This window comes from Fibrobacter succinogenes subsp. succinogenes S85 (genome assembly GCF_000146505.1).
Classification (GTDB): Bacteria; Fibrobacterota; Fibrobacteria; order Fibrobacterales; family Fibrobacteraceae; genus Fibrobacter; species Fibrobacter succinogenes.
The window spans coordinates 624,934-651,194 of record NC_017448.1; the positions used below are offsets into that span (position 1 = coordinate 624,934).

Sequence of the window (26,261 nt, forward strand, 5' to 3'; positions counted from 1 at the left end):
GGAGTTTTTATGTACGTAGAATTAAAAAACATCAACAAGCATTTTGGCAATTTCAAGGCCTCAGACAACGTTTCTTTCGGCATCGAAAAAGGCAAACTCATCGGCCTCCTGGGTCCGAGCGGTTCCGGAAAGACGACCATACTCCGCATGATCGCAGGACTTGAAAATCCCGATAGCGGAGAAATAATCATCGACGGGAAAGTCATCAACAACGTCCCAGCAAGCAAGCGCGGCATCGGCTTTGTATTCCAAAGTTATGCGCTGTTCCGCTACATGACCGTTTTCGAAAACATTGCATTTGGCCTTCGCGTGCTCAAGAAATCCGAAAACGAAATCAAGGAACGCGTCGCCGAACTGGTAAAGCTCATCGGCCTTGAAGGTCTCGAAAACCGCTACCCGAGCCAACTTTCGGGCGGCCAGCGCCAACGTGTCGCATTTGCACGCGCACTCGCGCCAAATCCACAGTTACTTTTGCTTGACGAGCCATTCGCCGCCATCGATGCGAAAGTCCGCCAAGAACTGCGCCACTGGCTCAAGGAGATGATTGCAAAGCTCGGTGTCACAAGTATTTTCGTGACTCACGACCAGGACGAAGCCATCGAAGTCGCCGACGAAATCATCATCACAAACAAAGGACGCATCGATCAAATTGGCAAGCCACTAGAAGTTTACAGCAAGCCCAAAACCGCTTTTGTAGCCTCGTTCTTTGGACAACCAAGCATTTTTAAAGATTACAACAAGTTCCACAGCTTTGACACAATCCCGAATGTTGACCAAGCGATAGTCCGCCCTGAATTTGTCAAAGTCACCAAGAAAAACGAAGTTCAAAAATTCAAGAATTCTGCCGAAGAAGGTGTCGTGACAGACGTCGCATTCCGCGGGAGTGGCATCGAAATCACAGTACTCGTCAACGGAGAAACTCTTACCGCGCGCCGCTCTTTCGACGAGCCTAGTATTTCCGTCGGCGAAAAAGTCGATGTATTCATTTACCGTCTCTTTGTGACCGTAGGCAACTACGCGTTCTTACTCGAAAACAAATCTATTCGCGAACCAATCGTCGTCATTTAGCAATCCAAAACAACCAAAAACACAAGACGCTCCGAATTTTTTCGGAGCGTTTTTCTGTCATTTTTAATCATACTTTTTTCTGCTTTTTTTTAAATTCCCTTGATTATGTAGAAAAAAGAAATATCTTTTGGCATCAGGAATATCAGCTATGAAGAATTTTTTGGTGTCAACAAAAGACAGAATTGTAAAAAAATTACAAAGTTTCTCGTTCAGAACAGGTATAATCGTTTTACTGCTCTGCATTCCCTTTTACATATTGTCATTTGCGCAAATGACACTCCCCATTTCAGCAGAAGCCAAGGGCGTGTTATGGGTTGTACTTTTTGGACTTGCCAAGACTTTTCAGTACAGCGGGCTTTCCATTTTGGGCGTTGAAGGCGTAAAAAGGCTCAAGAATTTTTTCAAGAAAAAGTCCGCCGCCTAAATCACGGCGTAAAAATCACGGCCTGAAAGTCTTCAGCGCAGCAATCGTGCGGGAGATGAGGTCATTTAATTCCCAGCCAAGGATATTTGCGCCGCGTTCAATGACTTCGCGAGAGCAGCCTGCCGCAAATTTCGGGGACTTGTACTTTTTCAAGACGGATTTCAGTTCCAAATCCTGCACGCTTTTGGACGGGCGCATCAAAACGACCGCACCAATCAAGCCCGTGAGTTCGTCAACGGCATAAAGCACTTTTTCCATTTCATGTTCTGGCTTGACATCAACTGTTATACTCCAGCCGTGGCTCGTCGTCGCATGAATCAGCTCTTCGGAGAGACCCGCCTCTTGCATCAATTCACGTTCCTTGATGCAATGCTGTTCCGGCCACAATTCAAAATCAAGGTCGTGCAAGAGACCGACAATTCCCCAGAATTCTTCGTCTTCGCCGTAACCTAGTTCACGAGCAAAGTAACGCATCGTATTTTCTACGATTTCGCCATGTTCAAGGTGGAACGGATCCTTATTGTATTTCTTAAGGAGTTCAAGCGCTCCTTCGCGTGTAATATTTGCTGATAATGCCATGGCTCGAAATATAAGAATTTTATGGGGATGATTGACAGCATTCGTCCACGGATTTTTGCGCGTCACTACGCAATATGCGACGAGTTATAAGTTTTTCTAATTGCTGATAATTGCTTATTTTGATAGACAAGAAATAACTGGATTCCTCACTACGTTCGGAATGACGTAGAAGACGATTTTCGTCATCCTGAACAACGTGAAGGATCCAGTAAAATCCAGCATTAAACAATACTAATAAATTAATCTTATAACCTACAATATTTATTTAGTATTGGACAAGGTAATAGTTGCGTTCTATATTTTGGCGCGAAAGAGGAGTTTTTAATATGACAAAGAATACATCAAAAAAGAAAATTGAATCTGCAAAGAATACCGCTAACGTTACTGATCCGAGCAAATGGAATTTTGCAACAAAGTGTTTACAGGCAGGATGGAAGCCCAAGATTGGCGAACCACGCGTACTCCCGATTTTCCAGTCCACGACTTACAAGTACGAAGACGTCGATGAAGTGGAACGCCTCTTTGCACTCAAGCAATCAGGCAACAAATACACCCGCACAGGGAACCCGACCGTAGCGGCATTTGAAAGCAAGATTACGGAACTCGAAGGCGGCGTGGGTGCAGTTGCAACCGCATCGGGGCAAGCCGCAGTCCTCCTTGCGATTTCGAACCTCGTGAAAGCAGGCGACCACATTGTTGCAAGCAAAACCATTTACGGCGGCAGCTACACATTGCTCAGCGTAAGGCTTTCCAAGCTCGGCATTGAAACGACGTTCATCGACCCGGAAGATTCCATCGCAGAACTCCGCAAAGCATTCCGCCCCAACACCAAGCTCATTTTCGGCGAAACGATTGGCAATCCCGCCTTGGGCATTTTAGATTTTGAAAAGTTTTCCAAGCTCGCCAAGGAATTTGACGTTCCGTTCCTCGTTGATAATACACTCGCAACGCCATTCCTCGTGAAGCCTTTAAAACTCGGCGCAAACGTCGTCATCCATTCCGCAACAAAGTACATCGACGGCCATGCCGTCGCGCTCGGCGGTGTCGTCATTGACGGTGGCAATTACAACTGGGAAAACGGTAAGTTCCCGGACCTCGTGGAACCGGACGCACAATATGCGAACACTTCCTATACTCAAAAATTTGGACGTGCCGCATTTATCGCAAAGGCTCGCGCTCAATTCTTGCGCGATTATGGCGCCGCATTAAGCCCGTTCAACGCATTCCTTTTGAATTTGGGCCTTGAAACGCTCCATTTGCGAATGCCGCAACACAGCAACAACGCACTCGCATTGGCTGAATTTTTGTCCAAGCATCCGGCCGTGAATTGGGTCAGCTATCCGGGACTCAAATCTAGCCCATATTTTAAGCGCATCCGCAAATACTTTGATTACCAAGGCGGCAGCGGTGTGCTCACCTTCGGTCTCAAGGGTGGCAGAGCTGCCATCCGCTCCTTCGTCAAAGCATTGAAAGTTGCCGCCCTCGTCGTTCACGTTGGCGACGCCCGCACAAGCGTTTTGCACCCGGCAACAAGCACACATTCGCAGCTTTCGCCTAAAGACAGACTCGCCGCAGGCATCCCCGAAGATATGATTCGCGTATCCGTTGGCATCGAAGACCCGCGCGACATCATCGCTGACTTTGAACAAGCTATTGCAGCAAGCACCAAAGGCGGTAAGTAATGAGTATCGTTGTAGATGTCAATAAATACCTTGCATTAAATGGTGCGACAAAGCGCATCAAAGATTACCTCTCTATTGAAGTTGCCGATCACGCCTACCTGCCGAAAACAGAAGACATTAAAAGCGACTGGGTCGCCTACATTGCAGCCCCCGCTTTCAAGCTGATTCGCGAAAAATTGGGTCACGACATTGATTCATTCGTTTCCATCGGCACAGGCTCCGGCATTGACGTGTTGACCGGCATTGAGCTTTTGGGAGCAAAGCGCGTAGGCTTCACGGATTTGCAAAGAAGCGTTGTCGCCGCCGCTGCACAGAACGTTCGAAGCAATATCAAAGAGACCTCCAAAATCGAATTTGAATTCGGCAACGGCGACCTTTTGCAACCGCTCCAAAACGGCAAGCGAAATTACGACGTGATTTACGAGAACCTCCCCAACGTGCCGCTTGCAAGCAATACAAAAATTGAAGACAAGCGCAATAGCGGGCATTACTTGGAAAAACGCGAAGAGGCTATTCCCGAATTTGTGCATGAACAAATGCTTGACTTGCATTACTTGGCACTCAAGCAAGCACGCGATTACTTGGCCGAAAACGGAGCCGTCTATTCAACGCTTGGTGGGCGCGTTCCGCTCAATGCGTTCATCAAGCTTGGCGAACTCGCCGGACTCCGTTCTGAAATTTTCACGTATTCCTGGAAAGTCCAAGCCGAGCCGGAAGATGTGATTTCGGGATACGCCGCGCAAGAAAAAGCTGGCCTCGGCCCGTTCAGATTCTACCGCGCTGAAGACTTGCAAAAAGCATTCGCAAACATTTCTGTCAAGGATTCCGGCAAACGGGCTTTTGAAATTGAAAAAACTCTCGATTCCGTAAAGCTTACCGCAACCGCCGCATACGAAGCGTTCAAAAAAGGCGAAGTCATCGGCCATACCGTCGCCGTGTTAAAATCAAGTTTAAAATAGAGGTTCCATGAAAAATGTTATTCAAAATTTAATTGAAGAATCCCAAAAGTTCCTTTTCAAGAGAGCCAAAATAGACGACAAAATCGGGCTCGAAGCCGCCAATTTTGCAGTCCGAGACATTCCAAAGCCAATTGGAAAATTTGAAAAAAGCGACTCGCCGCTAATCCGCTACATTGGAGAAGCCATCAAGCACGGGAACCCTGAAACAGCGGATTTGTTAAAAGCTTTGGAGCCCGCCCTCCCCTATTTGCCGTGGAAATACAATTACGAGCCGCGCCCCGACATGCCTGATTTGGCCGATCAAATGGGATGGGGAGAAATTCTCGGTCCAGAAGCGCCCTATCACGACGAGCATTTTTGTTTCGGTTTTACGCTCCTAGGCAAAAACACCTTTTACCCCTCCCACTTGCACCCCGCCACAGAACTGTACGTCATTTTGTCCGGACACGCCATCTGGACATTAGACGGGATCTCAAAAGTACGCAGTCCTGGTGAATTTGTACTGCACCCGTCCAATCACATTCACTCCATGCAAACCGAACACGAACCCATGCTCGCGCTCTACACGTGGAGCGGTAAAGACGTCAAAACGCTTTCAAAATATGTGTAAAAAAATTACACTTTTTCTTAGCGCTAGATATCAAAATTTTCAATAACACTTTTGATAATTTCTTTTTGTACATTGCTTTACGAGATGGAGAACAAGTCAAACCCATAACAAAAAGGATACAACATGTACTCTACTCACTATATGGATCTGCTGATGCAGAATTCTCCCTGGAACCTGATTCTCTTCATGGCAATCCCCGTCATTCTCGCAGAGACCATCGCCATCACGGAATTGTTCCTGCTCAAATCGCCAAATGCGCACCCGACACTCTCCAAAGTGAATCGCACCGCGGGGATTCTTGCAGGGTTCGCATTCTTTGGAATCATAATCTATTTCATTCCGAACGTCATTATACCGCTAGCATCTGCTGGTGAATTCAGAACATGGATTGACGTCGTAGCCATATTCTCTTATATCCTTGCGGGCATTCCGATGATATTGCTTGCACTTTTGAACTTGAAACTTTTATTCCGCAAAGTTGTTGAGCAGAAAAAAACGACATACGCTATTCTTCTACTCGCCGCATTTCTCGTGCTTTCTCACATTGCCATGATCTTCGGGATGGTTGACCCGGGAATTGCAGGCTACAAGCCCAAGGCGAAGGCAGTTTCCGAGGTTCAACCCCCTGCACACCACATGGATTCAATGCACGAAGGTCACCACTATCACCATTGAGCATTCAATTTCTTGAATAACGCCCCTACAAGCCATAGCTTTTTTGTATTAGCCAAGCATTAACTTGGCTTTTATATTTGTCACCAAAATTCAACAAGTTCAATGACGGTAGTTTAAGAATGACAATTACAGATTATTTGACGAAAGATTGGGACGAAAGCAAAACCCTTACCCGCGAAGAATGTTTGCAAATTTTAAATTTTCCGGATAATCAACTTGACTTGCTAATTGAAGCAGCATTCAAATTACGCACGAAATACAAAGGCAACCGTGTCAACATCCAGCTTTTGACGAATGTCCGTAGCGGCAACTGCACTCAAAATTGCGCCTATTGCGCCCAATCTCGCGATTCCCAAGCGCCCATTGAAAAATACAAAAGCGTTTCGGACGACAAGCTCTACGGCGATAATAATCTTGTTGATGAATTTCACCTGTCTCGGCATTGCATCGGGCTTTCGGGCATGGGTTTCACAGACAAAGAAATTGAAGAACTCGCCGAACGCATTGCGCACATGAAGAAATCGGGGACGCACATTTGTTGTTCCATCGGATTCTTGACCGAGCACCAAGCCCGCATTTTAAAGGCGGCAGGCCTTGACCGCATCAACCACAACCTGAATACGAGCCGCCGTTTTTACCCCGAAATTTGCAGCACCCACACATACGAGCGACGCATCCAAAACATTCGCATGTTGCAGAGCATCGGCTTTGAAATATGCTGTGGCGGAATCATTGGCATGGGCGAATCAAAAGAAGACGTGGTCGATATGCTTTTTGACTTGGTCGCCATCCATCCAGAATCCGTCCCCATAAACTTTTTGTTGCCGGTCAAAGGCACACGCCTCGCCAACCGCGACATTTCCGGGCTCACATTCGAATACGGCATCAAAATTCTTTGCCTAGCCCGCTTGTTGCTCCCGAAATCGGACATCCGCTGCGCCGCCGGTCGCGAAATCTATTTCAAAGGACACGAAAAGGAACTCTTCAAAGTCGCCGATTCCATTTTCGCTTCGGGTTACCTCACCGAAGGCGGTCAAAGCTTGGAAGCCACATTCCGCCAAATCGAAAACGCAGGCTTCACGTGGGCTATAGAAAGCAAAGACGAATAACCACTGAACAGGTCGCTTAGTGTCATTAGAAGTAGCACTTTCTCTTTTACTATACGCATTCGTCTCAGGAATTACACCGGGACCCGCGAACCTCTGTTCACTCTCAGTAGCGATGGGGAGCGGGAAAAGCGTCGCCATAAAGCAGTGGTACGGACTTTTCACCGGATACACAATCGTCTCGCTAGTATCTGTTTTTATAGTTTATTTTATCAGTAGTGCTTTTGAAAATTTCATCCGGGTATTTGCTTTCGTCGGAGCAATTTACATTGCATATTTGGCAATCAGCCTTTTAATTCAAGCGTTCAAGCCACTCGAAGAAATCCGCAACAGCCGCACAACCGGTAGCTTCAGCACAGGTCTTTTCGTGCAACTCACGAACGTTAAAATCATGGTGTTCTGCCTCACGGCAATCACAACCTACATCCTCCCCTACCACCAAGATTTTCCGCACCTGCTGCTGTTCGGCATACTATTGCCGCTTACAGGCCCCATCTGCAATTTGGCGTGGCTTTTCACAGGCGTTTTACTGCAAGGGCTTTTCAAAAAGCACCACAGAATATTCTATACACTTATGGGACTCTCGCTATTGTATTGCGCCATTGGGATTGTGAAATAGTAGTCTGATATAGCATTTTCTTTTTGAAGTAACAAATTATTGGGAATAAAATATTACTATCATTCTCAATAAGAAGGAATTTCACTATGAATCTGCATTTTTTCAAGACAGTTTTTGCAGTGGCGCTGGTGGCGGGCGCGGGTTGTTTTTTCGGTTGCTCTTCGGAGAAGGCTCCCGAGGTTGAGAACAACACGCTTGTCAATGTGTCTTACGATCCGACGCGTGAGTTCTATTCCAATTACAATCATATTTTTATGAAGCATTGGAAAGAGGCTACCGGCAAGGATGTGAAAATTACGCAGTTTCATGGCGGTTCGGGCAAGCAGGCGCTTGAGGTGGTGAACGGGCTTGAAGCGGATGTGGTCACGCTCGCGCTGGAATACGACGTGAACATTGTCCGTGACGCAGGGCTTATTGAAAACGGCTGGGTCAAGGAATTTCCACGCAACAGCGCTCCTTACACTTCGACGATTGTGTTTCTCGTGCGCAAGGGGAATCCCAAGAAAATCAGTGACTGGAACGATCTCGTGAAGGACGGCATCGGCATCATCACGCCAGATCCCAAAACTTCGGGCGGTGCGCGCTGGAATTATCTTGCGGCTTGGGCTTATGCAGAAAAGCAGTTCAACGGAGATGAGGAGCAAGTCAAAGGTTTCATGAAGAAGCTTTATCAAAATGTTCTTGACCTCGCTTCGGGCGCACGCGGTTCAACAAATACATTCATAGAAGAACGCAAGGGCGATGTGCTGCTTTCTTGGGAAAACGAGGCATTCCTTTCGCTCAAGGACTACCCCAAGGATTACGAAATCGTGATGCCGAGTGTGAGCGTTTTGGCAGAGCCTTCTGTCGCGATTGTAGATAAGATTGTAGACAAACGCAACACGCGCAAACTTGCGACGGAATACCTGAATTATCTATACTCTGACGAAGCGCAGCATGTTGCGGCAAGGCATCATTACCGTCCGACAAACAAGGCGATTCTTGACGAGTACAAAGAATTTGACCAGAATGTCAATCTGATTACGATTGAGCATTTTGGCGGTTGGGAAAATGCACAGAAGACGCACTTTTCCGAGTATGGGATTTTCGACCAGATTTACGAGAAAAATTAAGCATTTCAAAGCGCAAATAAAGTAACAAAATCCTAGTTATAGAAGCACCTCGTTCAATAGCTGAGCGAGTTTTTTATAGCAACCCAAAACCTCTTTCCTATAGAAAATACCTATTAAAAGCCATATAAAATTAGTATTGGACAATTACACATTTGCGTTCTATATTTACCCACAAAATTTATAGGATTATGTACGGAGAATGTTGAATGGATTTTAATACGACTTTATTGCATCATAATTTTGAAAGTGAACGAAGTACCGGCTCTACGCTTACCCCTATTTATCAAGTCAGTGCATTTTCGCAAGAATCCGCAGAGAAACTCGAAGCTGTTTTTAACAATAGGGCTCCGGGTTTTGCATATACGCGCATTGGAAACCCCACGACAGATTCTTTCGAAAGGCGCATTGCATCTCTTGAAAAGGGCATTGGCGCCATAGCCTGCTCGTCGGGCATGGCTGCCGTGACGATGTCGCTCTTGAACATTTTGCAGTCCGGCGACGAAGTTATTGCAAGTACGGCATTGTTTGGCGGCACGATCGACTTGTTCCACGATTTGGAAGCATTCGGCATTAAAACCCGTTACGTCACAGAAGTTACCGCTGAGAGCGTTCGTTCACAATTGAGCGATAAGACCAAGGCAGTTTTTACAGAACTTATCGGCAACCCGAAACTCAATGTCGTTGATATTCAAAGCGTTGCAGATGTCGCACACGAAGCAGGCGTCCCGCTGATTGTCGACAGCACGACGGCAACTCCTTACCTTGTTCATCCTTTTGATTTTGGCGCAGATATCGTTGTCCATTCCTCTTCCAAGTACATCAATGGAAACGGCAGTGCCATCAGCGGCATCATCGTCGATAGCGGAAAATTCAAGTGGGATTACACCAAATACAAGGGCTTGGAAGAATACAAGCGCTTTAGCAAGTTTGCGTACCTCGCAAAGCTCCGCAACGGAGTCTGGCGCAACATTGGTTGTTGTCTCGCACCCGCTACCGCATTCCTCAACTCGCTCGGGCTTGAAACTCTCGGGCTCCGCATGGAACGCCTTTGCGATAACGCTTTGCAGCTCGCTGAATTTTTGCAGGGTTTCGAAGGCATCAAGGTCAACTACCCCGCATTGAAGGGCAATCCCTATTACGATCTCGTTCAAAAGCAGTTTAACGGCAAGGGCGGCGCCATCATCTCGATTGACGCAGGCTCCAAAGAAAAGGCTTTCAAGCTCATCAACAACTTGAAATACGCTACAATAGCCACGAACATTGGCGACTTGCGCACACTCGTCATCCACCCGGATAGCACGATTTTCACGCACAGTACCAAACTGCAAAAAGAAAACGCAGGCGTGTTCGAAGGTTCCATCCGCATCAGCGTAGGCATTGAAGATATTGCCGATCTCAAGGAAGATTTCGAACAAGCTATAAAGCAGATTTCGTAGCTATTAACCATTGACTAATAACTAACGACCATATAGAAAATTTCAATAACTCAGCATAAAAATTAAGTATTGGACAAGTTAAAAAACGCGTTCTATATTTAGCATCAAAATTAAAGTACGGAGATAAAAAATGTCAGAAGAAATTAAAGTAGACGATACCGTCGACGTCACCGATGTCAAATGCCCCACTACATTTGTCAAGGCTAAAGTCGCTATCGAAGAACTTGACGAAGGTCAGATTCTCGCAATCCGCCTGAACGACGGCGAACCGGTGCAGAATGTGCCGCGCAGCCTCAAGGAAGAAGGTCACGAAATCCTCAAGCTCAACGACAATCAGGACGGAACCTTTACACTCTTTGTGAAAAAAGTCGGGGACTAACCCCAAAAGGCGATCCCGGAATAAATCCGGGATGACAGCGAAAACAATTTAAACAAAAAAGGAATTTCAAACATGATTATTACCGTAGTTGGAAACAAGAAAGAAGTTAAAGACGGCCTCACCGTCGCAGAACTCATTGAACAAGAAAAGGTAGAAACGCCGCAGTACGTGACCGTTTCCGTGAACGATGAATTTGTCGAAAACGGAAATTTCGCAACTACCGCCCTCAAGGACGGCGACAACGTCGAATTCCTCTACTTCATGGGAGGTGGTCAGTAATGGCTTTTACTAACGAACAACTCGAACGCTATTCCCGCCACATCATCCTCAAGGAAGTGGGTGCAAAGGGCCAGAAGAAGCTTTTGAACGCCAAGGTGCTCGTCATTGGCGCAGGTGGCCTCGGTGCTCCTGTCGCTATGTACCTCGCCGCCGCAGGCGTTGGCACCATTGGCATTGCCGATGCAGACGTCGTTGACCTTTCCAATTTGCAGCGCCAGATTATCCATGCTACAAAGGACGTGGGTAAGCCCAAGGTGCAGTCCGCCAAGGAAACGATGGAAGCGATGAACCCGGATGTCAAGGTGATTACGTATCACACGTTCGTCACTAGCGAAAACATCATGGACCTCATCAAGGATTACGATTTTATCATTGACGGAACCGACAACTTTCCGGCAAAGTTCCTCATCAACGACGCTTGCGTCATGGCCAAGAAGCCGTTCTCTCACGCGGGCATTATCCGCTTCCAGGGGCAGCTCATGACGTACGTTCCGGGTCAAGGTCCGTGCTACCGCTGTGTTTTCAAGGAACCCCCTCCGAAAGATGCCGTGCCGACTTGCAAACAGGCAGGCGTGATCGGCGCTATGGGCGGTGTAATCGGTAGCCTCCAGGCGATGGAAGCCATCAAGTACATTCTCGGTGTCGGCAATCTGCTCACGGGCTACTTGCTCACCTACAATGCGCTCACGATGGAATTCCGCAAGATCAAGCTCCCGACGCATACGAAAGATTGCGCAGTCTGCGGTGACCACCCGACGATTGACCATCTGATCGACTACGAACAAGCCGTCTGTGAGATGAAGCACTAAGGAATTTCAATGATTACAATTTCAAAAGATGATTATCAAAAAATCCTGGAGCATGCCCAGAAGAACCTCCCCGAAGAGGCTTGCGGGCTGATAGCCGGGAAAATTGAGGGGAACGACAAGCACATTGAAAAGGTCTATTTGCTCACGAACATAGACCATTCCAATGAGCACTTTTCGCTTGACCCCAAGGAACACTTAGCCGCCATCAAGGATATGCGCCAAAACGGCCTATCCCCGCTTGGTAACTGGCATTCCCACCCCGAGTCCCCGTCGCGCCCGTCGCAAGAAGACAAGCGCCTCGCTTTCGACAGCAAGGCTAGCTACTTGATTCTTTCGCTGATGGATCGTGAAAATCCGGTGCTCAATTCGTTCCATATCGAAGGCGACAATGCCACGAACGAAGGCTTGGTAATCGGGTAAAGGTCTCCGTACAAACGGCGCCCCTGGGATCCTTCTGAAATTCCGATTCCGGGGGCGCTTTTTTATAGGGGAAATTTTAATGATGGCCAAATATAGTAAAAACATTTATGAACAAATGGTTTTAGCAGCCAAAAAAGCATATCCGAACGAATGCTGTGGCATTTTGGTGGGTAAAAAGTCCGAACAGAGCGAAATCGAAGTGACCGAAATTCGCGAAGCCGAGAACCAGTTTCAAGGGCAGAAAGCAGTCCACTTCAAAATAGACCCGCTATATCTTTACCACTTGGAGCAAGAACTTGATCCGCGCGGTCTTGAAATTGTCGGCATTTACCATTCACACCCCGACTGCCCCGCCATTCTCTCCAAAGAAGACGAAAAATACATGGTTCCTGGCCTCGAATACGTCATCATGTCCGTGCAAAACGGCGAAGTCGTGGATGTGAAAAGCTATAGGAAATGAGTTTAGAGTTTCTGTTGTAAAAATATTTTTACATCATTCTTGCTAACGGTAGATTGCAAAATTTAAGCAGTTTCCGTTTTTCGTGATTATCGTTTGTAGATTTACCTCAAACATAAAAATGAGGTCTAAAAGGATAATGTCTAGCAACACCAAAGTTCACACTCAAGGGAAAAAATATATTTTAATGGAGTCTGTTTTTCCGGAGGCTTTTATGACATATTCTGAAATTGAAGAAAAAATCAGAAAAGTGCCTGAGGAATATCTTGCCATCATCGACGCCTTTATCGACGGATTGATGATTCAGCATCAAATGAAAAAGAAACCATCCGATGAATTAACCGCCGCCATCAAAGAAAGCGAAGCCATGCTCAACGATCCGAACGCAAAGAAGTTCGATTCCGTAGATGCTCTATTTGCTGATCTTGATGCGGAGGAATAGATGGCATATCAAATCGAATACACCTCTCGTTTCAAGAAAGAATACAAATTGGCAAAAAAGAGGGGACGCGACATAAATTTGTTGCGAACCGTCATTGAGATTCTTGCAAAAGGCGAGCCTCTCCCAGAAAAATACAAGGACCATCCACTGGTATCTAATTGGAGCGGATATCGCGAATGCCATATTCAAAGCGATTGGTTGCTGATTTACAAGTACAAGGACAATGAACTCATTTTGAGTTTAACAGCAACAGGCTCACATAGCGATTTATTCTAAAACATTTAGGGCAGCCCAAAGCTGTCCGTTTTTGTAATAACCTACGATAACTAAAAGCCTTCAGTTATAGAAAAAATCAATAAGTTCGCATAAAAATTAAGTATTGGACAAACGCGTTTTTACGTTCTATATTTCAGCACGAAAAAATCCTATAGCTATTGTGGGAAAATTTGTACGGAACAACCACTTTTTAATGTACGGAGAAAAAAGTGAGAATTTATATATCAGCAACCCTTAGGAATTTCTTCGGGAAAAACGCGCAAGTCAGCGTCCCCGAAAACACGGTTAGAAAGGCTCTCGCCAATTTAATAAGTACTTATCCAGAAGGAGAAAAAGTCCTTTTTGATGAAAACAACAAGCTCAGAAGTTTCATCAAGATCTACCTCAATGGCAAGAATTTGAACGTCGATACACTCTGGGACGCCACACTTGAAGACGATTCCGAAATTTTGCTTTTGCCCGCCATCGCAGGCGGCGCACCGATTGAAGAATCGCAAAGCAAACACGTCGAAAGCTTGATTTCTGACGAAAGACGCAAGGAAGTCGCTTTTGACGATAGCGAAATTGAACGCTTCGGCAAGCACCTGATGCTCAAAGACATCGGCGTCAAGGGCCAAAAGCGCATCAAGGCCGCAAAAGTCGTCGTCATTGGCGTTGGCGCACTCGGCTCTCCGGTGATCCAGTATCTCGCCGCCGCAGGCGTTGGCACCATCAAGGCCATCGACTTCGACGAAGTCTCGCTCGAAAACTTGCAAAGCCAGGTATTGCACGGCACACGCGACGTCAAGCGTCCGAAGGTCGCCTCAGCAAAGGACAAAGTCAAAAACATCAACAAGAATATCGTCTTTGAAGCCGTCAAGGAACAGCTCGACGCATCGAACATCGAAGCCGAAATTGAAGGCTACGATCTCGTTATTGACTGCACGGACAACTACAAGGCTCGCTACCTGATCAACGACGCTTGCGCTCTGCACGGCATTCCGCTTGTGTTCGGCGCGATTTACCAGTTCGAAGGCCAAGTCGGCATTTTCAACTTGGATGGCGGTCCATGCTTGCGTTGCCAATACCCATCCCCTCCGCCGGCAGGGCTCATCCCCTCCTGCGCAGAAGGCGGCGCCATCAGCCCGCTCCCGGGAATCATCGGCAGCATCCAGGCAAACGAAGCGCTCAAGCTCATCTTGGGAATCGGTGAACACCTGAACGGCAAAATTCTCCACGTGGATAGTTTGTACTTATCTTCGAGAATTTTCAAGGTCGAACGCGATTGCCATTGCCCGATTTGCGGTAACAATCCGACAATCACAAACGTCGAAGATATCGACTACGAAGACCTTTGCGGATTGAAGACCACAAACGAAACGCCTGTGGAAGGATTCACGCCCGAAGAACTCGCCAAGCGCATCGACAACGGCGACGACATCACAATTGTTGACGTCCGCGAGCCGCACGAACGCGCGATTTTGCGTTTCCCGAACGCCATCGTGATTCCAATCGGACAGCTCGTTCGCAGACAAAAGGAACTCGATCCAAATAAGGATACGATTTTCATTTGTAAACAAGGCAAGCGTAGCGAACTTGCCATCAACACATTGCGCGAAGCGGGCTACACCGGTCCTCTGTACAACTTAAAGGGCGGTATCGACGCAATGAAGGACATCATGTTCTCACACGAAGGCGCTTGGTTATAACGTAGGGCTTTGAATAGGGAAAAGCTATGTCAAAAAAATTTTTCGACAAGGGCAGATTTTCGTAACAACAAAATAAGCTTATTATTTTCTAACATTCACATCTAAATACTAGGAAAATAGTTTTAAACACAACTAACAATAAGAGGTAAACCATTATGGCAAATGAAGCAGAAAAGAACACGGGCATTAATGCCCTCGGCGCCAAGGCCGCTTACAACCTGGCGAACGTCACCAAGACCAAGCCGCAATTTGGCGCGCTCACGCCCAAGTGGCTCACCAAGTTCCTTGAATTCAAGGGTCTCGAAACAGGTCTTTTCCGCGTGAACAAGGTCGTCGAAGGCCAGACACCGCTCGACGTTCTTTGCAGCGCTACCAAGAAGTCCGATATCATCCCGGAAGGCTACGTCGAATACGAAACCGAACCGCGCGAATACAAGCTCAACTCCATCTCCACGATCATCAACGTCAACACCGCTATCGAAGACGTTTACAGCTCCCCGTATGATCAGGTTCAGGAACAGCTCGGTCTCGCTATCGAATCTCTCCGCGAACGTCAGGAAAGCCAGCTCATCAACAACGATGACTACGGTCTCTTGAAAAACATCGCTGACTCTCAGCGCATCCAGCCGCTCCGTGCCGATGGCCGCCCGACTCCGGACGATCTCGATGAACTCATTTCGAAGGTTTGGAAGGAACCGTCCTTCTTCCTCGCCCACCCGCGTGCTATTGCCGCATTCGCCCGTGAATGCACCCGCCGTGGCGTGCCGCCTGTCGTTGTAGACCTCGCCGGTAGCAGATTCCTCACCTGGCGCGGCATTCCTCTCGTTCCGACCGACAAGCTCCTTGTCGATGGCGTGAAGAACCCGAAGTCTCAGGGTGGCAAGACCAACATCTTGCTCGTCCGTACTGGCGAAGCCAAGCGCGGCGTTATCGGTCTCTTCCAGGCCGGTCTCAAGAACGAACACTCCCGTGGCCTCTCTGTGCGTTTCCGCGGTATCGACAACAAGGGCGTTGCATCTTACCTCTTGTCTCTGTACTGCTCTGCCGCAATTCTCGCAGACGACGCTATCGCCGTGTTAGAAGATGTCGAGGTTGGCGAATACTATGACTACGAATAATCCAGAAACCAGATCGCTGGAAGAACTCGCCGGAGTTCCCAATGCGGCTGAACTGGAGCAATTGGCAAATGCGTATTTCCCGGATTTGACGGATAGCGCATACGCAGCAACCCCCGCCGCTCCCGAAGCGCAGAACGCATCTGCCGCTCAGGGAGTCAGTGCAGCTCAGGGTGCCGCAGCCATCAGCCAGACTCCAGCCTTCGACTGGGAACACCCCTTTGCGACCTATGGCGACCAGCCGACATCCTCGGCTCCGTTTGCCTATGGCGGAAGTTCTACAGACACCTGGCTCAACACGGTTGAAGCCCCTGCGGTTCCCGAATCGCAGTTTGCATCGCAGCTGAGCGATATTCCGACAGCCCCCGCACCGGCTCAGGGTTACTCCCCGAAGGTCGTGTCCAAGACGCAGGCTGCCGAAGCTAGCCGCCAGATCGATGCACCGACTTCTCTCGGTGGCGATTCCGTGAAGACGGGTTCTGCAAACAGCGGCGCAAATTCTCGCAACGATTCCATCCGCATCGGTTCCAAGACTCTTGCCCAGATCCGTTCTGACTTCCCGATTCTCTCGAAGCAGATCAACGGTCATCCGCTCGTTTGGCTCGATAACGGTGCAACAACGCAGCGCCCGCAGGTAGTCATTGACCGCCTCAAGTACTACTACGAAAACGAAAACTCCAACGTTCACCGTGGCGCTCACACGCTCGCGGCCGCATCGACAGACGCCTACGAAAACGCACGCAACATCGTTCGTGACTTTATCGGCGCTCCGTCCTCGCAGGAAGTTGTTTTCGTTCGCGGTACAACAGAAGCCATTAACTTGGTTGCAAATGCCTACGTGAAGCCGACGCTCCAGCCGGGTGACGAAATCATCGTCTCCATTTTGGAACACCACGCCAACATCGTTCCGTGGCAGCTCATTGCCGAAGAAACGGGCGCAATCATCAAGGTGATTCCGTGCGATTCTACCGGTCAGCTCAAGCTCCACGATTACGAAGCATTGTTCACGAAGCGTACCAAGTTCGTTTCCGTGACGCACGTTTCGAACGTGCTCGGCACTGTAACCCCGATTGAAGAACTCATCGCCATCGCTCATAGACACGGCGTGAGAATCCTCATTGACGGCGCTCAGTCCATCGCTCACATCCCGGTAAACGTTGCAGCCCTCGATGCAGACTTCTTCGTGTTCTCTGGACACAAGGTGTTTGCTCCGACCGGTATCGGCGTTGTCTATGGCAAGAAGGAATTGCTTGAAGCAGCAAGACCTTACCATGGCGGCGGCAACATGATTGCGGACGTCACGTTCGAACGCACGATTTACAACGGAATTCCGAACAAGTTCGAAGCTGGTACCGGAAGCATCGCCGACGCTGTTGGCCTCGGTGCAGCCCTCCAGTACCTCACTGAAATCGGGATGCCGTGCGTATTCCGCTGGGAACATGAACTGTTGCAGTACGGCCTCAAGGAATTGAAGACTGTCAAGGGTATCCACCTTGTGGGAACCGCACTCAACAAGGCTTCTGCGCTTGCCTTCAAGCTCGACGGTTATTCCGACGAAGAAGTGGGCAAGAGACTCGACGCATACGGCGTTGCCGTTCGCACCGGGCATCACTGCGCTCAGCCAGTTCTCCGCCATTTCGGCTACGAAAGTACCGTGCGACCCACACTCGCATTGTACAACTCACCGGATGACATCGACGCCCTCGTAAGAGCGTTGAAGACATTCGCATAGCAGGTCGCGTCCTTCGGACGCTTTGAGCGATGAGGTCGCACCTGCGGTGCTTTGGGGTTCTGAGCTATAGCCCATACCTCAGAGGGAGCCGCAGGCGACCGACCCCATACCTCATACCTTATCATTACTTCTTATTTTTCAAAAATCTATGCACGAACTTATCCAAGAATCTGAAGTTGAAAAAGCCGTACAAATTATTTTTGACGATTACAATCGCGGCAAGCATATCGACAATATCGATATTTACAATCGACCCGACCAGGCCGAAATCCAGACAATTTTGCAGAATCTGATTCGAGTCGTTTATCCTGGACACTTCAGAGATCGTTCGCATAAGATTTACAATCCCAAGAACAGCTTTGCAGTTCTTATCGAAGATACGTTCTACCACCTTCACAAGCAGGTGGCGATTGCGCTAGATTACTGCAAATTGCGCGGTTCCATGACCTCGGACGAGCGCAAAATTGAAAGCTATAGAATTTGTAAGGAATTCTTCGCCAAGATTCCGCAAATCCGCGAATTCCTGGAAACCGATTTACACGCCGCTTTTGACGGCGACCCTGCTGCCGGCTGCCTTGACGAGATTATCCTCGCCTACCCCGGTCTCATGGCGACAACCATTTACCGCATCGCCCACGAACTTTATCTTTTACACGTTCCGGTTCTCCCGCGACTCATGACCGAATATGCCCATTCCAAAACAGGCATCGACATCCATCCGGGTGCAACCATCGGCAAATACTTCTTTATCGATCACGGCACAGGCATTGTGATTGGCGAAACCGCAGTCATCGGCAAGAACGTCAAGATTTACCAAGGCGTCACGCTAGGCGCACTTTCAACTCGCGGCGGACAAAAGCTCTCCGGCAAAAAGCGCCACCCCACCATTCAAGACAACGTCACTATTTACGCGGGAGCATCCATTCTCGGCGGAGATACCGTTGTTGGCGAAAACGCAATTATCGGCGGCAACGCCTTCATCACGCGATCCATTGAGGCCAACACTCGCGTCAGCCTCAAGAATCTTGAAATGGATTACGTTTCAACCACCAATAGCAAGCACAAGACCGAAGAACTCCAGCAAAGCGACGAGTGGTACTATATTATTTAGCAGGAAGTAGGCGGTAGGAAGTAGGAAGTGGTTAGTAAACAGTGGTTAGTAGGAAGTAAAAAGGACAAAACCCGCACTCGGACGAGCACGGGTTTTCAATTTATTTTAAGATAAGATTATCGAACAGTTATGCGTCGCGCTTCGTTACCGACTCGCAAGAGGTACATGCCCGCACGAGGAACGGTTATCAAGCTTTCGCGACCCAAAGACTGAACTTTTGTAATCAGCCTGCCCTGGGCATCCAGGAGATACGCCGTTTGCGTAGCACCTTGTACGGTAAGAACTCGACCGTTGACAGAAACATTGAAATGCGAAGCAACCGTAGCGACATCCAACGAAGTCGTGCCTTGTTCCGAGCTAGAGCTCGAATCAACTTTGCTAGAACTTGATTCAACAGAACTAGAGCTAGACTCTGCAACCGCTCCATTTGCACCAACAACCGTAATAGTTCCGTTCTTGGTCGCATTTGTCGTAGCCCCAGTTGTCGTTACGGTAAAATTGTACGCCCCCACAGCAGCATTTTGAGCGACCGTACCTGAGATGTAAAAATCACTACCCTTCATTGTTCCTGAAACACCTTCAGGCAGTCCCGTAACAGTCGCACCCGTGGCGCCAGCGACAGTAAAGTAAAATTCTTCGATAGATTCACCTTGCTTGACTTCTTGCTTAGCGCTACCCGAGCCGTGCTTAGTAAGTGTCGCCGTTCCCGAAACAGCCTCCCCCTGCGAGGAACTAGATACAGCCTGCGAGGAGCTGGACTGCGCGACACTGCTACTGGATTTCGCGACACTTGAACTAGACACAGCCACGCTGGAACTAGACTGTACTTCGCTCGAAGAAGATGCGGGCGTCACCGTTTGAGATTTTCCCGGATCAGGGAGCGTCGCTCCTGCGTACAACTTAATGGAATCACGAAGGGCATAAGCCTTTGCCTGCGTACTCACGTCCGTAAGGCTCATGGAATAACTCGGCTTGAACGCCGTGCCCGTACCGGCCTGCGGTTTCTTCACGTTTTCTTCGTAATTTTCAATCATTTGCGCCGCCGTGATCGTTCCATCGCTCGTGTAAAGGTCAAGCGCCTTCTGCACACCGATAAACACGTTCCTTTCAATGCGGATATCAGCCTCTACTGCCGCACGCACGCAGTAGCTCGCGTTCTTGCTATCGAAGAGGTTGTTCGCCACATGTACCTTGCCAAAACGCACACGCGGCATGCGTTCCACCACGCCATCCGCCCACCACGTATGGTGAATCGTGACATTTAGGTGCCCACGGTCGCTCGTCTTTGTCTTGCTGTTGCCAATCAAGTTGCTGAACTGGTGACCTGTCGATGCAGAGGTGTAACTGAACTTGGTCCAAGAAATCGTCACGTAGTCCGAAGCATTGGTAATGTCCAGGTTACCGTCGTGACCGTCATACACGTCGACATGGTCAATCCACACGTTCTTGGATTCGTGATTCACTTGGAGGCAATCTTCATCATCGTCATCGTGCGCACCCACACCCTTGAATTTCAGGTTGCGGATGATGACGTTCTTCGAGCCACTCAGTTTCATGGCGCTACCCGAAGCGGGCTGCGCAATGATGGCGCCCTGGTAGCCGTAAATCGTCACGTTGCTACCGACTTCCACCGGACCCATGTACGTACCCGGCTTCACGTAGATAATCTTGTTGCCCGCCTTGGCGTAGCTCTTGAGGTCGTTCACGTTGTCAACCGTAACCTCGGAGTAGCCCTTGCCGCCCGTAGTGCCGCCATTCTGCGTGGCAAAACCCGCCATCGGAAAATCCGGCGAAGTCACCGCAAACGCAGGAACCGCAGCCGTTGTGACAGCCAAAGCCGCGAAAGTTGCGGCCACACGCATCGTTTTAGAAAGCAAATAATTCATAGCACATCCCTTTTTTCTTTAAATTTAAGCCGACGAACCAGAAAACGCATCAAAAAATAGCCCCACACAACTCAAAGTGTCCTCTATAGACAACTCCTTTTTAACCGAAAAAAAACGATCCACTCCTTGCACGAAAAGGCTTGCCCCCTAAGGAGCAAGCCTTTAGTGTTTAGGAGGAAATTCAAGGGAAAGGCTATTTTTCGTAGTAGGTCATGCCATTCGGGAGGGTAACTTCGGTCATGCCGCTCACATCTACCTGGGACACAGAGCTGACTTCACCACCGTAAATAATCATGCTACCAGAAGAGCTAGGCTTGAAAGCGGCTTTGCTAGAACCATACGCCGTACCAGCCGTGTAGCTTGTAGCAGTGCAATAAGGATACTCTTCGGTTTGGCTTCCGAAACCAAGCAACACGCCACCATTGATGCTAAATCCATTGTCCGTGTCAATAAGCCCACCAGCCGTATTCGTGGAGCAAGAGCTAGAGCCGCCCCAGCTTCCGCCCTGATTACCGCCCTGATTTCCCGAAGCAAACATCGCGCTAGACCTTCCACTAGAACCGATTTCAAGGAGCAAAACGCCTCCGCTCATTGTTGCCGTTCCATTGGCATCAAGCACATCAATATCGTTACCCGCCGCATAGAGGTAATGGTAACCGCCACTGATAATGATATAACCCTTGGAGCCGCTCATCATGCCAGTCGGGCCGCCGCGGCCACCCCACTGAGAACCACTCGTTGAGTTGGCATCAGCCGAGCCTCCCGCCGCATTCCAAGCATCATCGCTTGCAACCGTCGCCGTCTTTCCGCCTTCGGCCCTGATGTAGAACGCTTCAATACCTTCGACAGCCTTGGTGATGTTGATGGAACCATCAGAAATGCGCAATGTTGAATCGGCATGGATGCCGTCATCGCCCGCAGAAATCGTCGTGCGTCCACCGTTAAAATAAATGTTCATGTTGGAATGGAGCCCATCATCGCCGGATGTCACGCTAGTTACACCGCCATTGACGTAAAGGCGGTTATCCGTAGCAATACCTTTTCCCTTGCTGTTCACGGTAATAAGCGGTGTTGAAGTAGAATCTGCAATCAAGATGTAGTTGTAAGCCTGGATGCCATCATCGCCTGCGTTAATGTTGAACTCACCGCCAGTAATAATCACAATTCCCTTTTCTTCCGTGACTACACCTTCGTCGTCGCCCTCATCGCTCTTGATTCCATCGCCATTTGTTGCCGTCAGTTCAAAATAACCGCCCTCAATATTTACAGAGCCCTTGCCCTTGATGGCGTGATTTTTGGCCTTGACCGTAATTTCGGGCAAGTCACGAATGCGCAAATCGTTGCTGCAATGAATTCCGTTGTTGTAGTTTCCGGTTACGGTCAACGCGCCACTACCCTTAATCGTCAAGTCATCCTTGGCATAGATAGTCGCATTTGTCGTGTCACTGGAACCGTTAGACTTTGTATAAGCTTTTGTGCGGGTCGAAGCATCTTCAAGAGTATTCTTTGTCCCATCCACCAACAATAAAAATACCTTGTTCGCATTTTGAACATAAATTGGAGCGTCAGAGGCGCTTGCAAGTTGCAAACCATTCAAGTACAGATAAACATTGTCTGTACTCCCAGCGTTAACGATTATTTGGTTGTCGTTCGAACTGCCGGTAAGCTGGTAATTTCCTTGGCAGCTGATGGTAATGGTCTTTTCATTTTGAGCAATGCAACCATTGTCATTCGAGACCGAAACGGATGCGTTGGTAAAAGTAATAACCGGATCACCAGAAATTTCGGAAACCATTACAGGATCCGAAGCAACTTGTTCAATAATGACTTCTTCAGTCGAAGAACTTTGTTCAGTCGACACAGAACTCTGGTTTTCCGCCGTAGAGCCTTGATTGTCTGAAGATATTTCCGGATTAGAGACCTCCGTAGTTTCACCGGCAGAATCTGATTCAGCAGCATTCGGGGCAACAACACCCGTAGAATCTACGCTACTATCACCACAGGCGCAAAGCGTTAGAGCTGCGCACCAAACGATGTTTGATAATTTCAATGTTTTCATATATCACCCCATTTTTTCTATAAAAGTAGCTCCGGCACAGTCGTAAAAAAAGTGATACAAGCATATTTTTGAAATACGCGCAATTTTCTTTTGGGACGAAAAGTTCCATACGGAACAAAAAACCCCAACAACAATTACTCCAACTAAGACCAACTTTCTTTTGAACATGCCTTAAATTTTTCTACAATTGGCGTAGAGGAATTATGAGCGAAGATATTTTGCAAAAAATCGTGCGGATGCGCCGCGAAGACATCGATAGACTTGGACTGAATTTCAACATTGATATTCCCGAGGCGCGTCGCGTTGGTCATACTGAATTTTTGGGTAATGCAGGAGCCATCCTTGAGGTCAAGAGGGCTTCGCCATCCAAGGGAGACATCGCGCCGAACTTGAATCCGGTGGAACTCGCCACGACTTACGCCGAAGCACACGCTCAAGCCGTTTCCGTGCTGACCGAAATGAACTTTTTCAAGGGTTCGCTCCGCGACCTGATTGCCGTTGCAGACTTGATGGAACGCCGCCGTCAGCAGGGCTTGCACACTTGCGCTGTTCTCCGCAAAGATTTCCTTTTATTCGAAGACGAAATTGACATTGCATACCGCTGTGGCGCCGATGCCGTATTACTCATCGCCCGCATCCTCGACGACGCCCAACTCGTAAAGATGGCTCAGCGCGCGCAGAAGTTCGGCATTCAGGCATTCGTTGAAGTCCGCGAAGCTGACGATTTCCGCAAGCTTGCCGTTGTGACAGCCGCTCTCGGTGATGCAGCCGCCAAGACGATTGTCGCAGGCGTCAATTCCCGCGATCTCGCCACATTCCACACGGACCCGCTGATTCCCGCAAGCGTCCGCAGCAAGCTCCCCGCCAAAGCCGTTTTTGAATCGGGCATTCTGAGCGCCGCCGATGCGACATACGCCCGCAATCTCGGATTCACGGGCATTCTCGTCGGAGAAGCCGTAGCCAAGAATCCCCCGCTCGCCAAAGACGTTGTGAGCGCATTCGAAAGCGGATGCGAAAACGCCCGCGGTCTGTTCTGGAAGAAATTCGCCGAACGCAAGTTTGCCAATAACGAGACTCGCGCAGCCTCATCACAAGATGCGCGCCGCCCGCTCGTGAAAATCTGCGGCATCACCCGCGAAGAAGACGGTCTCCTCGCCGCCGAACTCGGCGCCGACATGCTCGGATTCGTGTTCAGCACCACCAAGAGACTCACCACCGAAGAATTCGTGCGCAGTTTCAAGACTAGATTGCTTCGCTCCGCTTGCAATGACGTAGCTCCGCTTCTCGTTGGCGTGATTACCGACCCGAATTCCGTCGAAGGCAAAACCGCCATCAAGCTCGCCCAAGAAGGCGTGCTCGACGCCGTACAGTTCCACGGCGTTAATCCGCACAATTCCGACGCACTCGCGGAATCTTGCAGCGCAGCCCTCCCCTACTACTGCGCAGCACGCGTAGGCGCCCCCGAAGACTTCGATTACATCGCAAGTCTCCGCAAGAACGGCGAGCCCCGCATTTTGCTGGACGCCAAGGTCGAAGGCATCCCCGGCGGCACCGGCAAGACCATCCCCGAATCGCTCCTCCGCGAAAAAGCAAACGGAGCCCCGCTTTGGCTCGCCGGCGGCATCACCCCTGAAAACGTCGCCACCATCTGCGAAAAGTTCCACCCCGAACTCATTGACATATCTAGCGGCATCGAAGACGCCCCCGGCATCAAGAATCACGACAAGATGAAAGCGCTGTTTGCGGAATTCGCCGCAAAATAACTTTCAAGAAATTGCGATTACAAGTAAAGCCTATCCTCCGAGATAGGCTTTTTCAATACCGCACCAAAATCGTACCAAAAATTTACAAAAAAGTTATCGTAACCTATTGACAATCAACGACTTACATTATATATTGATATACGTAAAGGTGAAATCGGTAATCCACTCAGACCGCTTGCGGGAGGGGTTCCCGTAAAACGGAACGGATTTGCTGGTTTCATCAAGTGTTTGATTCAATGGCTTCCGGAATGTGCCGGAAGCCTATTTTTTTGCATTTTCATTTTGCAGCGCCTCTGCAACCGCAAAAAAAAATAAAAATTTACAAAATCCCGCAAAAAGCGAAAAAAGCTATTTTCTGCGGCATGAACAAACAAACTCTTTTTAACAACATTTTTTCCATTTGCCTCTCAAGCGCTCTTTTCTGCGCTTGCGGCGACAGCACTTCTTCCGACTCCAACAACGAAGGAGAAGAATTCAAAAACACCATCAACGCCTTGGATTGGGGTTCCGACACCACATTCGTCATCGGGCACAAGACTCCTGATGTCGATGCCGTCACTTCGGCTATGAGTTACGCAGCACTCATGCGAGCTTTGGGGCACAACGCCGTAGCCAAAATCATAAGTCCAATCAATCGCGAAACGGCTTACATCGCCGAAAAATTCGGCTTCAAAGTTCCCGAGGAAATGAAATCCGTAGAAGCAGGTACGCGTCTCATCCTCACCGACCACGCCGAATCCGCGCAGTCCGTCGAAGGAGTCAAAGAGGCTAAGATTCTCCAGATTATCGACCACCACATTCCTGGCGACCTTGACGAAAAAGTCACCTCCGACACTTACGTGAACCGTCAAATTATCGGATCCACCTGCACCATCATTTGGGACCTCTACAAGAAGGCCGACGTCAAAATTGATAACGACATGGCCAAGATTCTTTTGGCGGGCATTCTTTCTGACACGCGCAACTTGACCAAAGTCGCATCCTCGGCTTTAGATTCGTCTGCATGGAAAAGCCTTATCGAACAGCTCAAGATTTCCCCCGATAGCGTCGCCAAGCTCTCCCGCGAAATGGACGATGCGTCGCACGATTACTACGGCATGACGGACAAGGAAATTTTCCTCTCCGACTACAAGGATTACGAAATCGAAGGCGTCAAAATTGGAATCGCAAGCAACGACTGGTATGTTGATTCGACCAAGAGCGACTTCTTTAAACGTCTCGCCGCCGTGATGCCCGAAATTGCCAAAGAAAAGAAGCGCGACATTCTCTTTGCCAAGGTTGACGGACACGACCCGAATCCAGATCCGGAAACCGCCGCCGAAACACCGTTCATCGAATCGGGTTCCTACACCATCATCTACGCTTCAGATGATTACGAAGCCACGGCTAAAGAAATCGCCGAAAGTGCATTTGGAGAACTTTTCAGCGAAGGCGTTTACTTCTCCGCCGAAAAGATCAGCCGCAAGTCGCTGATGGTCCCAAAAATCACGGAATACCTCGAAGGCAAGAAAAAATAGAGCCAACCCTTACCTCAAAAAATTCAACACTATAGCAAAATGGCTTCCGGGATTTGCC

Annotated in this window: 26 protein-coding genes; 23 read left to right on the forward strand and 3 right to left on the reverse strand. The window is 48.8% G+C overall.

The genetic code is table 11. The features are described 5' to 3' along the window. Positions 1 to 9: 9 nt before the first annotated feature. On the forward strand, positions 10 to 1,068 hold the full coding sequence (locus FSU_RS02655; protein ID WP_012819996.1) for an ABC transporter ATP-binding protein: 1,059 nt from the start codon (positions 10 to 12) through the stop codon (positions 1,066 to 1,068). A 148-nt stretch (positions 1,069 to 1,216) separates the two neighbouring features. Then, positions 1,217 to 1,492: a hypothetical protein gene (locus FSU_RS16715; protein ID WP_012819997.1), complete on the forward strand. Its 276-nt coding sequence runs from the start codon at positions 1,217 to 1,219 to the stop codon at positions 1,490 to 1,492. Between the two features lie 15 nt (positions 1,493 to 1,507). Here the strand turns inward: FSU_RS16715 and FSU_RS02665 are convergent, their stop codons facing one another. Further along, positions 1,508 to 2,071 carry a hydrolase gene (locus tag FSU_RS02665; protein ID WP_012819998.1) on the reverse strand — a complete coding sequence of 188 codons (564 nt, stop codon included), beginning with the start codon at positions 2,069 to 2,071 and terminating at the stop codon, positions 1,508 to 1,510. Between the two features lie 326 nt (positions 2,072 to 2,397). Between FSU_RS02665 and FSU_RS02670 the strand changes: the two genes are divergently transcribed. The 19 genes from FSU_RS02670 (at position 2,398) to epsC (ending at position 18,978) form a co-directional block, all read left to right on the forward strand. Continuing rightward, entirely contained in the window at positions 2,398 to 3,753 is a 1,356-nt protein-coding gene (locus tag FSU_RS02670; RefSeq protein WP_012819999.1) for an O-acetylhomoserine aminocarboxypropyltransferase/cysteine synthase family protein, read from the forward strand. Further along, positions 3,753 to 4,712: a class I SAM-dependent methyltransferase gene (locus FSU_RS02675; RefSeq protein ID WP_012820000.1), complete on the forward strand. Its 960-nt coding sequence runs from the start codon at positions 3,753 to 3,755 to the stop codon at positions 4,710 to 4,712. Before FSU_RS02670 ends, FSU_RS02675 begins: the two co-directional genes overlap by 1 nt. 7 nt (positions 4,713 to 4,719) lie before the next feature. Continuing rightward, positions 4,720 to 5,322 carry a dimethylsulfonioproprionate lyase family protein gene (locus FSU_RS02680; protein WP_012820001.1) on the forward strand — a complete coding sequence of 201 codons (603 nt, stop codon included), beginning with the start codon at positions 4,720 to 4,722 and terminating at the stop codon, positions 5,320 to 5,322. Positions 5,323 to 5,445: 123 nt separating this feature from the next. Then, on the forward strand, positions 5,446 to 5,997 hold the full coding sequence (locus FSU_RS02685) for a DUF6803 family protein (protein ID WP_012820002.1): 552 nt from the start codon (positions 5,446 to 5,448) through the stop codon (positions 5,995 to 5,997). A 119-nt stretch (positions 5,998 to 6,116) separates the two neighbouring features. Beyond that, positions 6,117 to 7,106, forward strand: a complete 990-nt coding sequence (gene bioB / locus FSU_RS02690) for a biotin synthase BioB (protein WP_012820003.1) — start codon at positions 6,117 to 6,119, stop codon at positions 7,104 to 7,106. A 19-nt stretch (positions 7,107 to 7,125) separates the two neighbouring features. Continuing rightward, positions 7,126 to 7,722, forward strand: a complete 597-nt coding sequence (locus tag FSU_RS02695) for a LysE family translocator (RefSeq protein ID WP_014545248.1) — start codon at positions 7,126 to 7,128, stop codon at positions 7,720 to 7,722. Positions 7,723 to 7,808: 86 nt separating this feature from the next. Beyond that, complete coding sequence (locus tag FSU_RS02700; RefSeq protein ID WP_012820005.1) at positions 7,809 to 8,834, forward strand: sulfate ABC transporter substrate-binding protein; 1,026 nt, start codon at positions 7,809 to 7,811, stop codon at positions 8,832 to 8,834. A 206-nt stretch (positions 8,835 to 9,040) separates the two neighbouring features. After that, the gene (locus tag FSU_RS02705; protein ID WP_012820006.1) at positions 9,041 to 10,270 is read left to right on the forward strand and encodes an O-acetylhomoserine aminocarboxypropyltransferase/cysteine synthase family protein; all 1,230 of its coding nucleotides are present in this window, start codon (positions 9,041 to 9,043) and stop codon (positions 10,268 to 10,270) included. Positions 10,271 to 10,400: 130 nt separating this feature from the next. Then, a complete protein-coding gene (locus tag FSU_RS02710; protein ID WP_012820007.1) occupies positions 10,401 to 10,649 on the forward strand; it encodes a sulfurtransferase TusA family protein in 249 nt (82 codons plus the stop codon). 72 nt (positions 10,650 to 10,721) lie between these two features. Continuing rightward, entirely contained in the window at positions 10,722 to 10,928 is a 207-nt protein-coding gene (gene thiS / locus FSU_RS02715; RefSeq protein ID WP_012820008.1) for a sulfur carrier protein ThiS, read from the forward strand. Next, positions 10,928 to 11,737, forward strand: coding sequence for a thiazole biosynthesis adenylyltransferase ThiF (gene thiF / locus FSU_RS02720; RefSeq protein ID WP_012820009.1), 810 nt, complete (start codon positions 10,928 to 10,930; stop codon positions 11,735 to 11,737). Before thiS ends, thiF (FSU_RS02720) begins: the two co-directional genes overlap by 1 nt. Before the next feature lie 9 nt (positions 11,738 to 11,746). Continuing rightward, a complete protein-coding gene (locus FSU_RS02725) occupies positions 11,747 to 12,157 on the forward strand; it encodes a M67 family metallopeptidase (RefSeq protein ID WP_012820010.1) in 411 nt (136 codons plus the stop codon). 79 nt (positions 12,158 to 12,236) lie between these two features. Then, positions 12,237 to 12,617: a M67 family metallopeptidase gene (locus FSU_RS02730; RefSeq protein ID WP_012820011.1), complete on the forward strand. Its 381-nt coding sequence runs from the start codon at positions 12,237 to 12,239 to the stop codon at positions 12,615 to 12,617. Positions 12,618 to 12,753: 136 nt separating this feature from the next. Further along, on the forward strand, positions 12,754 to 13,056 hold the full coding sequence (locus FSU_RS02735; RefSeq protein ID WP_155808658.1) for a hypothetical protein: 303 nt from the start codon (positions 12,754 to 12,756) through the stop codon (positions 13,054 to 13,056). Further along, positions 13,057 to 13,332 (forward strand): type II toxin-antitoxin system YafQ family toxin, encoded by a 276-nt coding sequence (locus tag FSU_RS02740; RefSeq protein WP_012820013.1) that lies wholly within the window; start codon positions 13,057 to 13,059, stop codon positions 13,330 to 13,332. A 209-nt stretch (positions 13,333 to 13,541) separates the two neighbouring features. Beyond that, positions 13,542 to 15,020 (forward strand): thiazole biosynthesis adenylyltransferase ThiF, encoded by a 1,479-nt coding sequence (gene thiF / locus FSU_RS02745; protein ID WP_012820014.1) that lies wholly within the window; start codon positions 13,542 to 13,544, stop codon positions 15,018 to 15,020. Positions 15,021 to 15,175: 155 nt separating this feature from the next. Continuing rightward, on the forward strand, positions 15,176 to 16,138 hold the full coding sequence (locus tag FSU_RS02750) for a family 2A encapsulin nanocompartment shell protein (RefSeq protein ID WP_012820015.1): 963 nt from the start codon (positions 15,176 to 15,178) through the stop codon (positions 16,136 to 16,138). Next, positions 16,125 to 17,867, forward strand: a complete 1,743-nt coding sequence (locus tag FSU_RS02755; RefSeq protein ID WP_012820016.1) for a cysteine desulfurase — start codon at positions 16,125 to 16,127, stop codon at positions 17,865 to 17,867. The genes FSU_RS02750 and FSU_RS02755 overlap by 14 nt, the downstream gene beginning before the upstream one ends. A gap of 148 nt (positions 17,868 to 18,015) precedes the next feature. Continuing rightward, a complete protein-coding gene (epsC, locus tag FSU_RS02760) occupies positions 18,016 to 18,978 on the forward strand; it encodes a serine O-acetyltransferase EpsC (RefSeq protein ID WP_012820017.1) in 963 nt (320 codons plus the stop codon). Between the two features lie 116 nt (positions 18,979 to 19,094). Here the strand turns inward: epsC and FSU_RS02765 are convergent, their stop codons facing one another. Together FSU_RS02765 and FSU_RS02770 are read right to left on the reverse strand one after the other, a co-directional pair. Next, entirely contained in the window at positions 19,095 to 20,864 is a 1,770-nt protein-coding gene (locus tag FSU_RS02765) for a pectate lyase family protein (RefSeq protein ID WP_012820018.1), read from the reverse strand. A 193-nt stretch (positions 20,865 to 21,057) separates the two neighbouring features. Continuing rightward, positions 21,058 to 22,923, reverse strand: a complete 1,866-nt coding sequence (locus FSU_RS02770) for a carbohydrate-binding domain-containing protein (protein WP_012820019.1) — start codon at positions 22,921 to 22,923, stop codon at positions 21,058 to 21,060. Between the two features lie 203 nt (positions 22,924 to 23,126). Here FSU_RS02770 and trpF point away from each other — a divergent pair, with 203 nt between their 5' ends. Then, positions 23,127 to 24,686 (forward strand): bifunctional indole-3-glycerol phosphate synthase/phosphoribosylanthranilate isomerase, encoded by a 1,560-nt coding sequence (trpF, locus tag FSU_RS02775; RefSeq protein WP_012820020.1) that lies wholly within the window; start codon positions 23,127 to 23,129, stop codon positions 24,684 to 24,686. A gap of 362 nt (positions 24,687 to 25,048) precedes the next feature. Then, positions 25,049 to 26,203 (forward strand): DHH family phosphoesterase, encoded by a 1,155-nt coding sequence (locus FSU_RS02780; RefSeq protein WP_167530840.1) that lies wholly within the window; start codon positions 25,049 to 25,051, stop codon positions 26,201 to 26,203. The last annotated feature ends 58 nt before the right edge of the window (positions 26,204 to 26,261 follow it).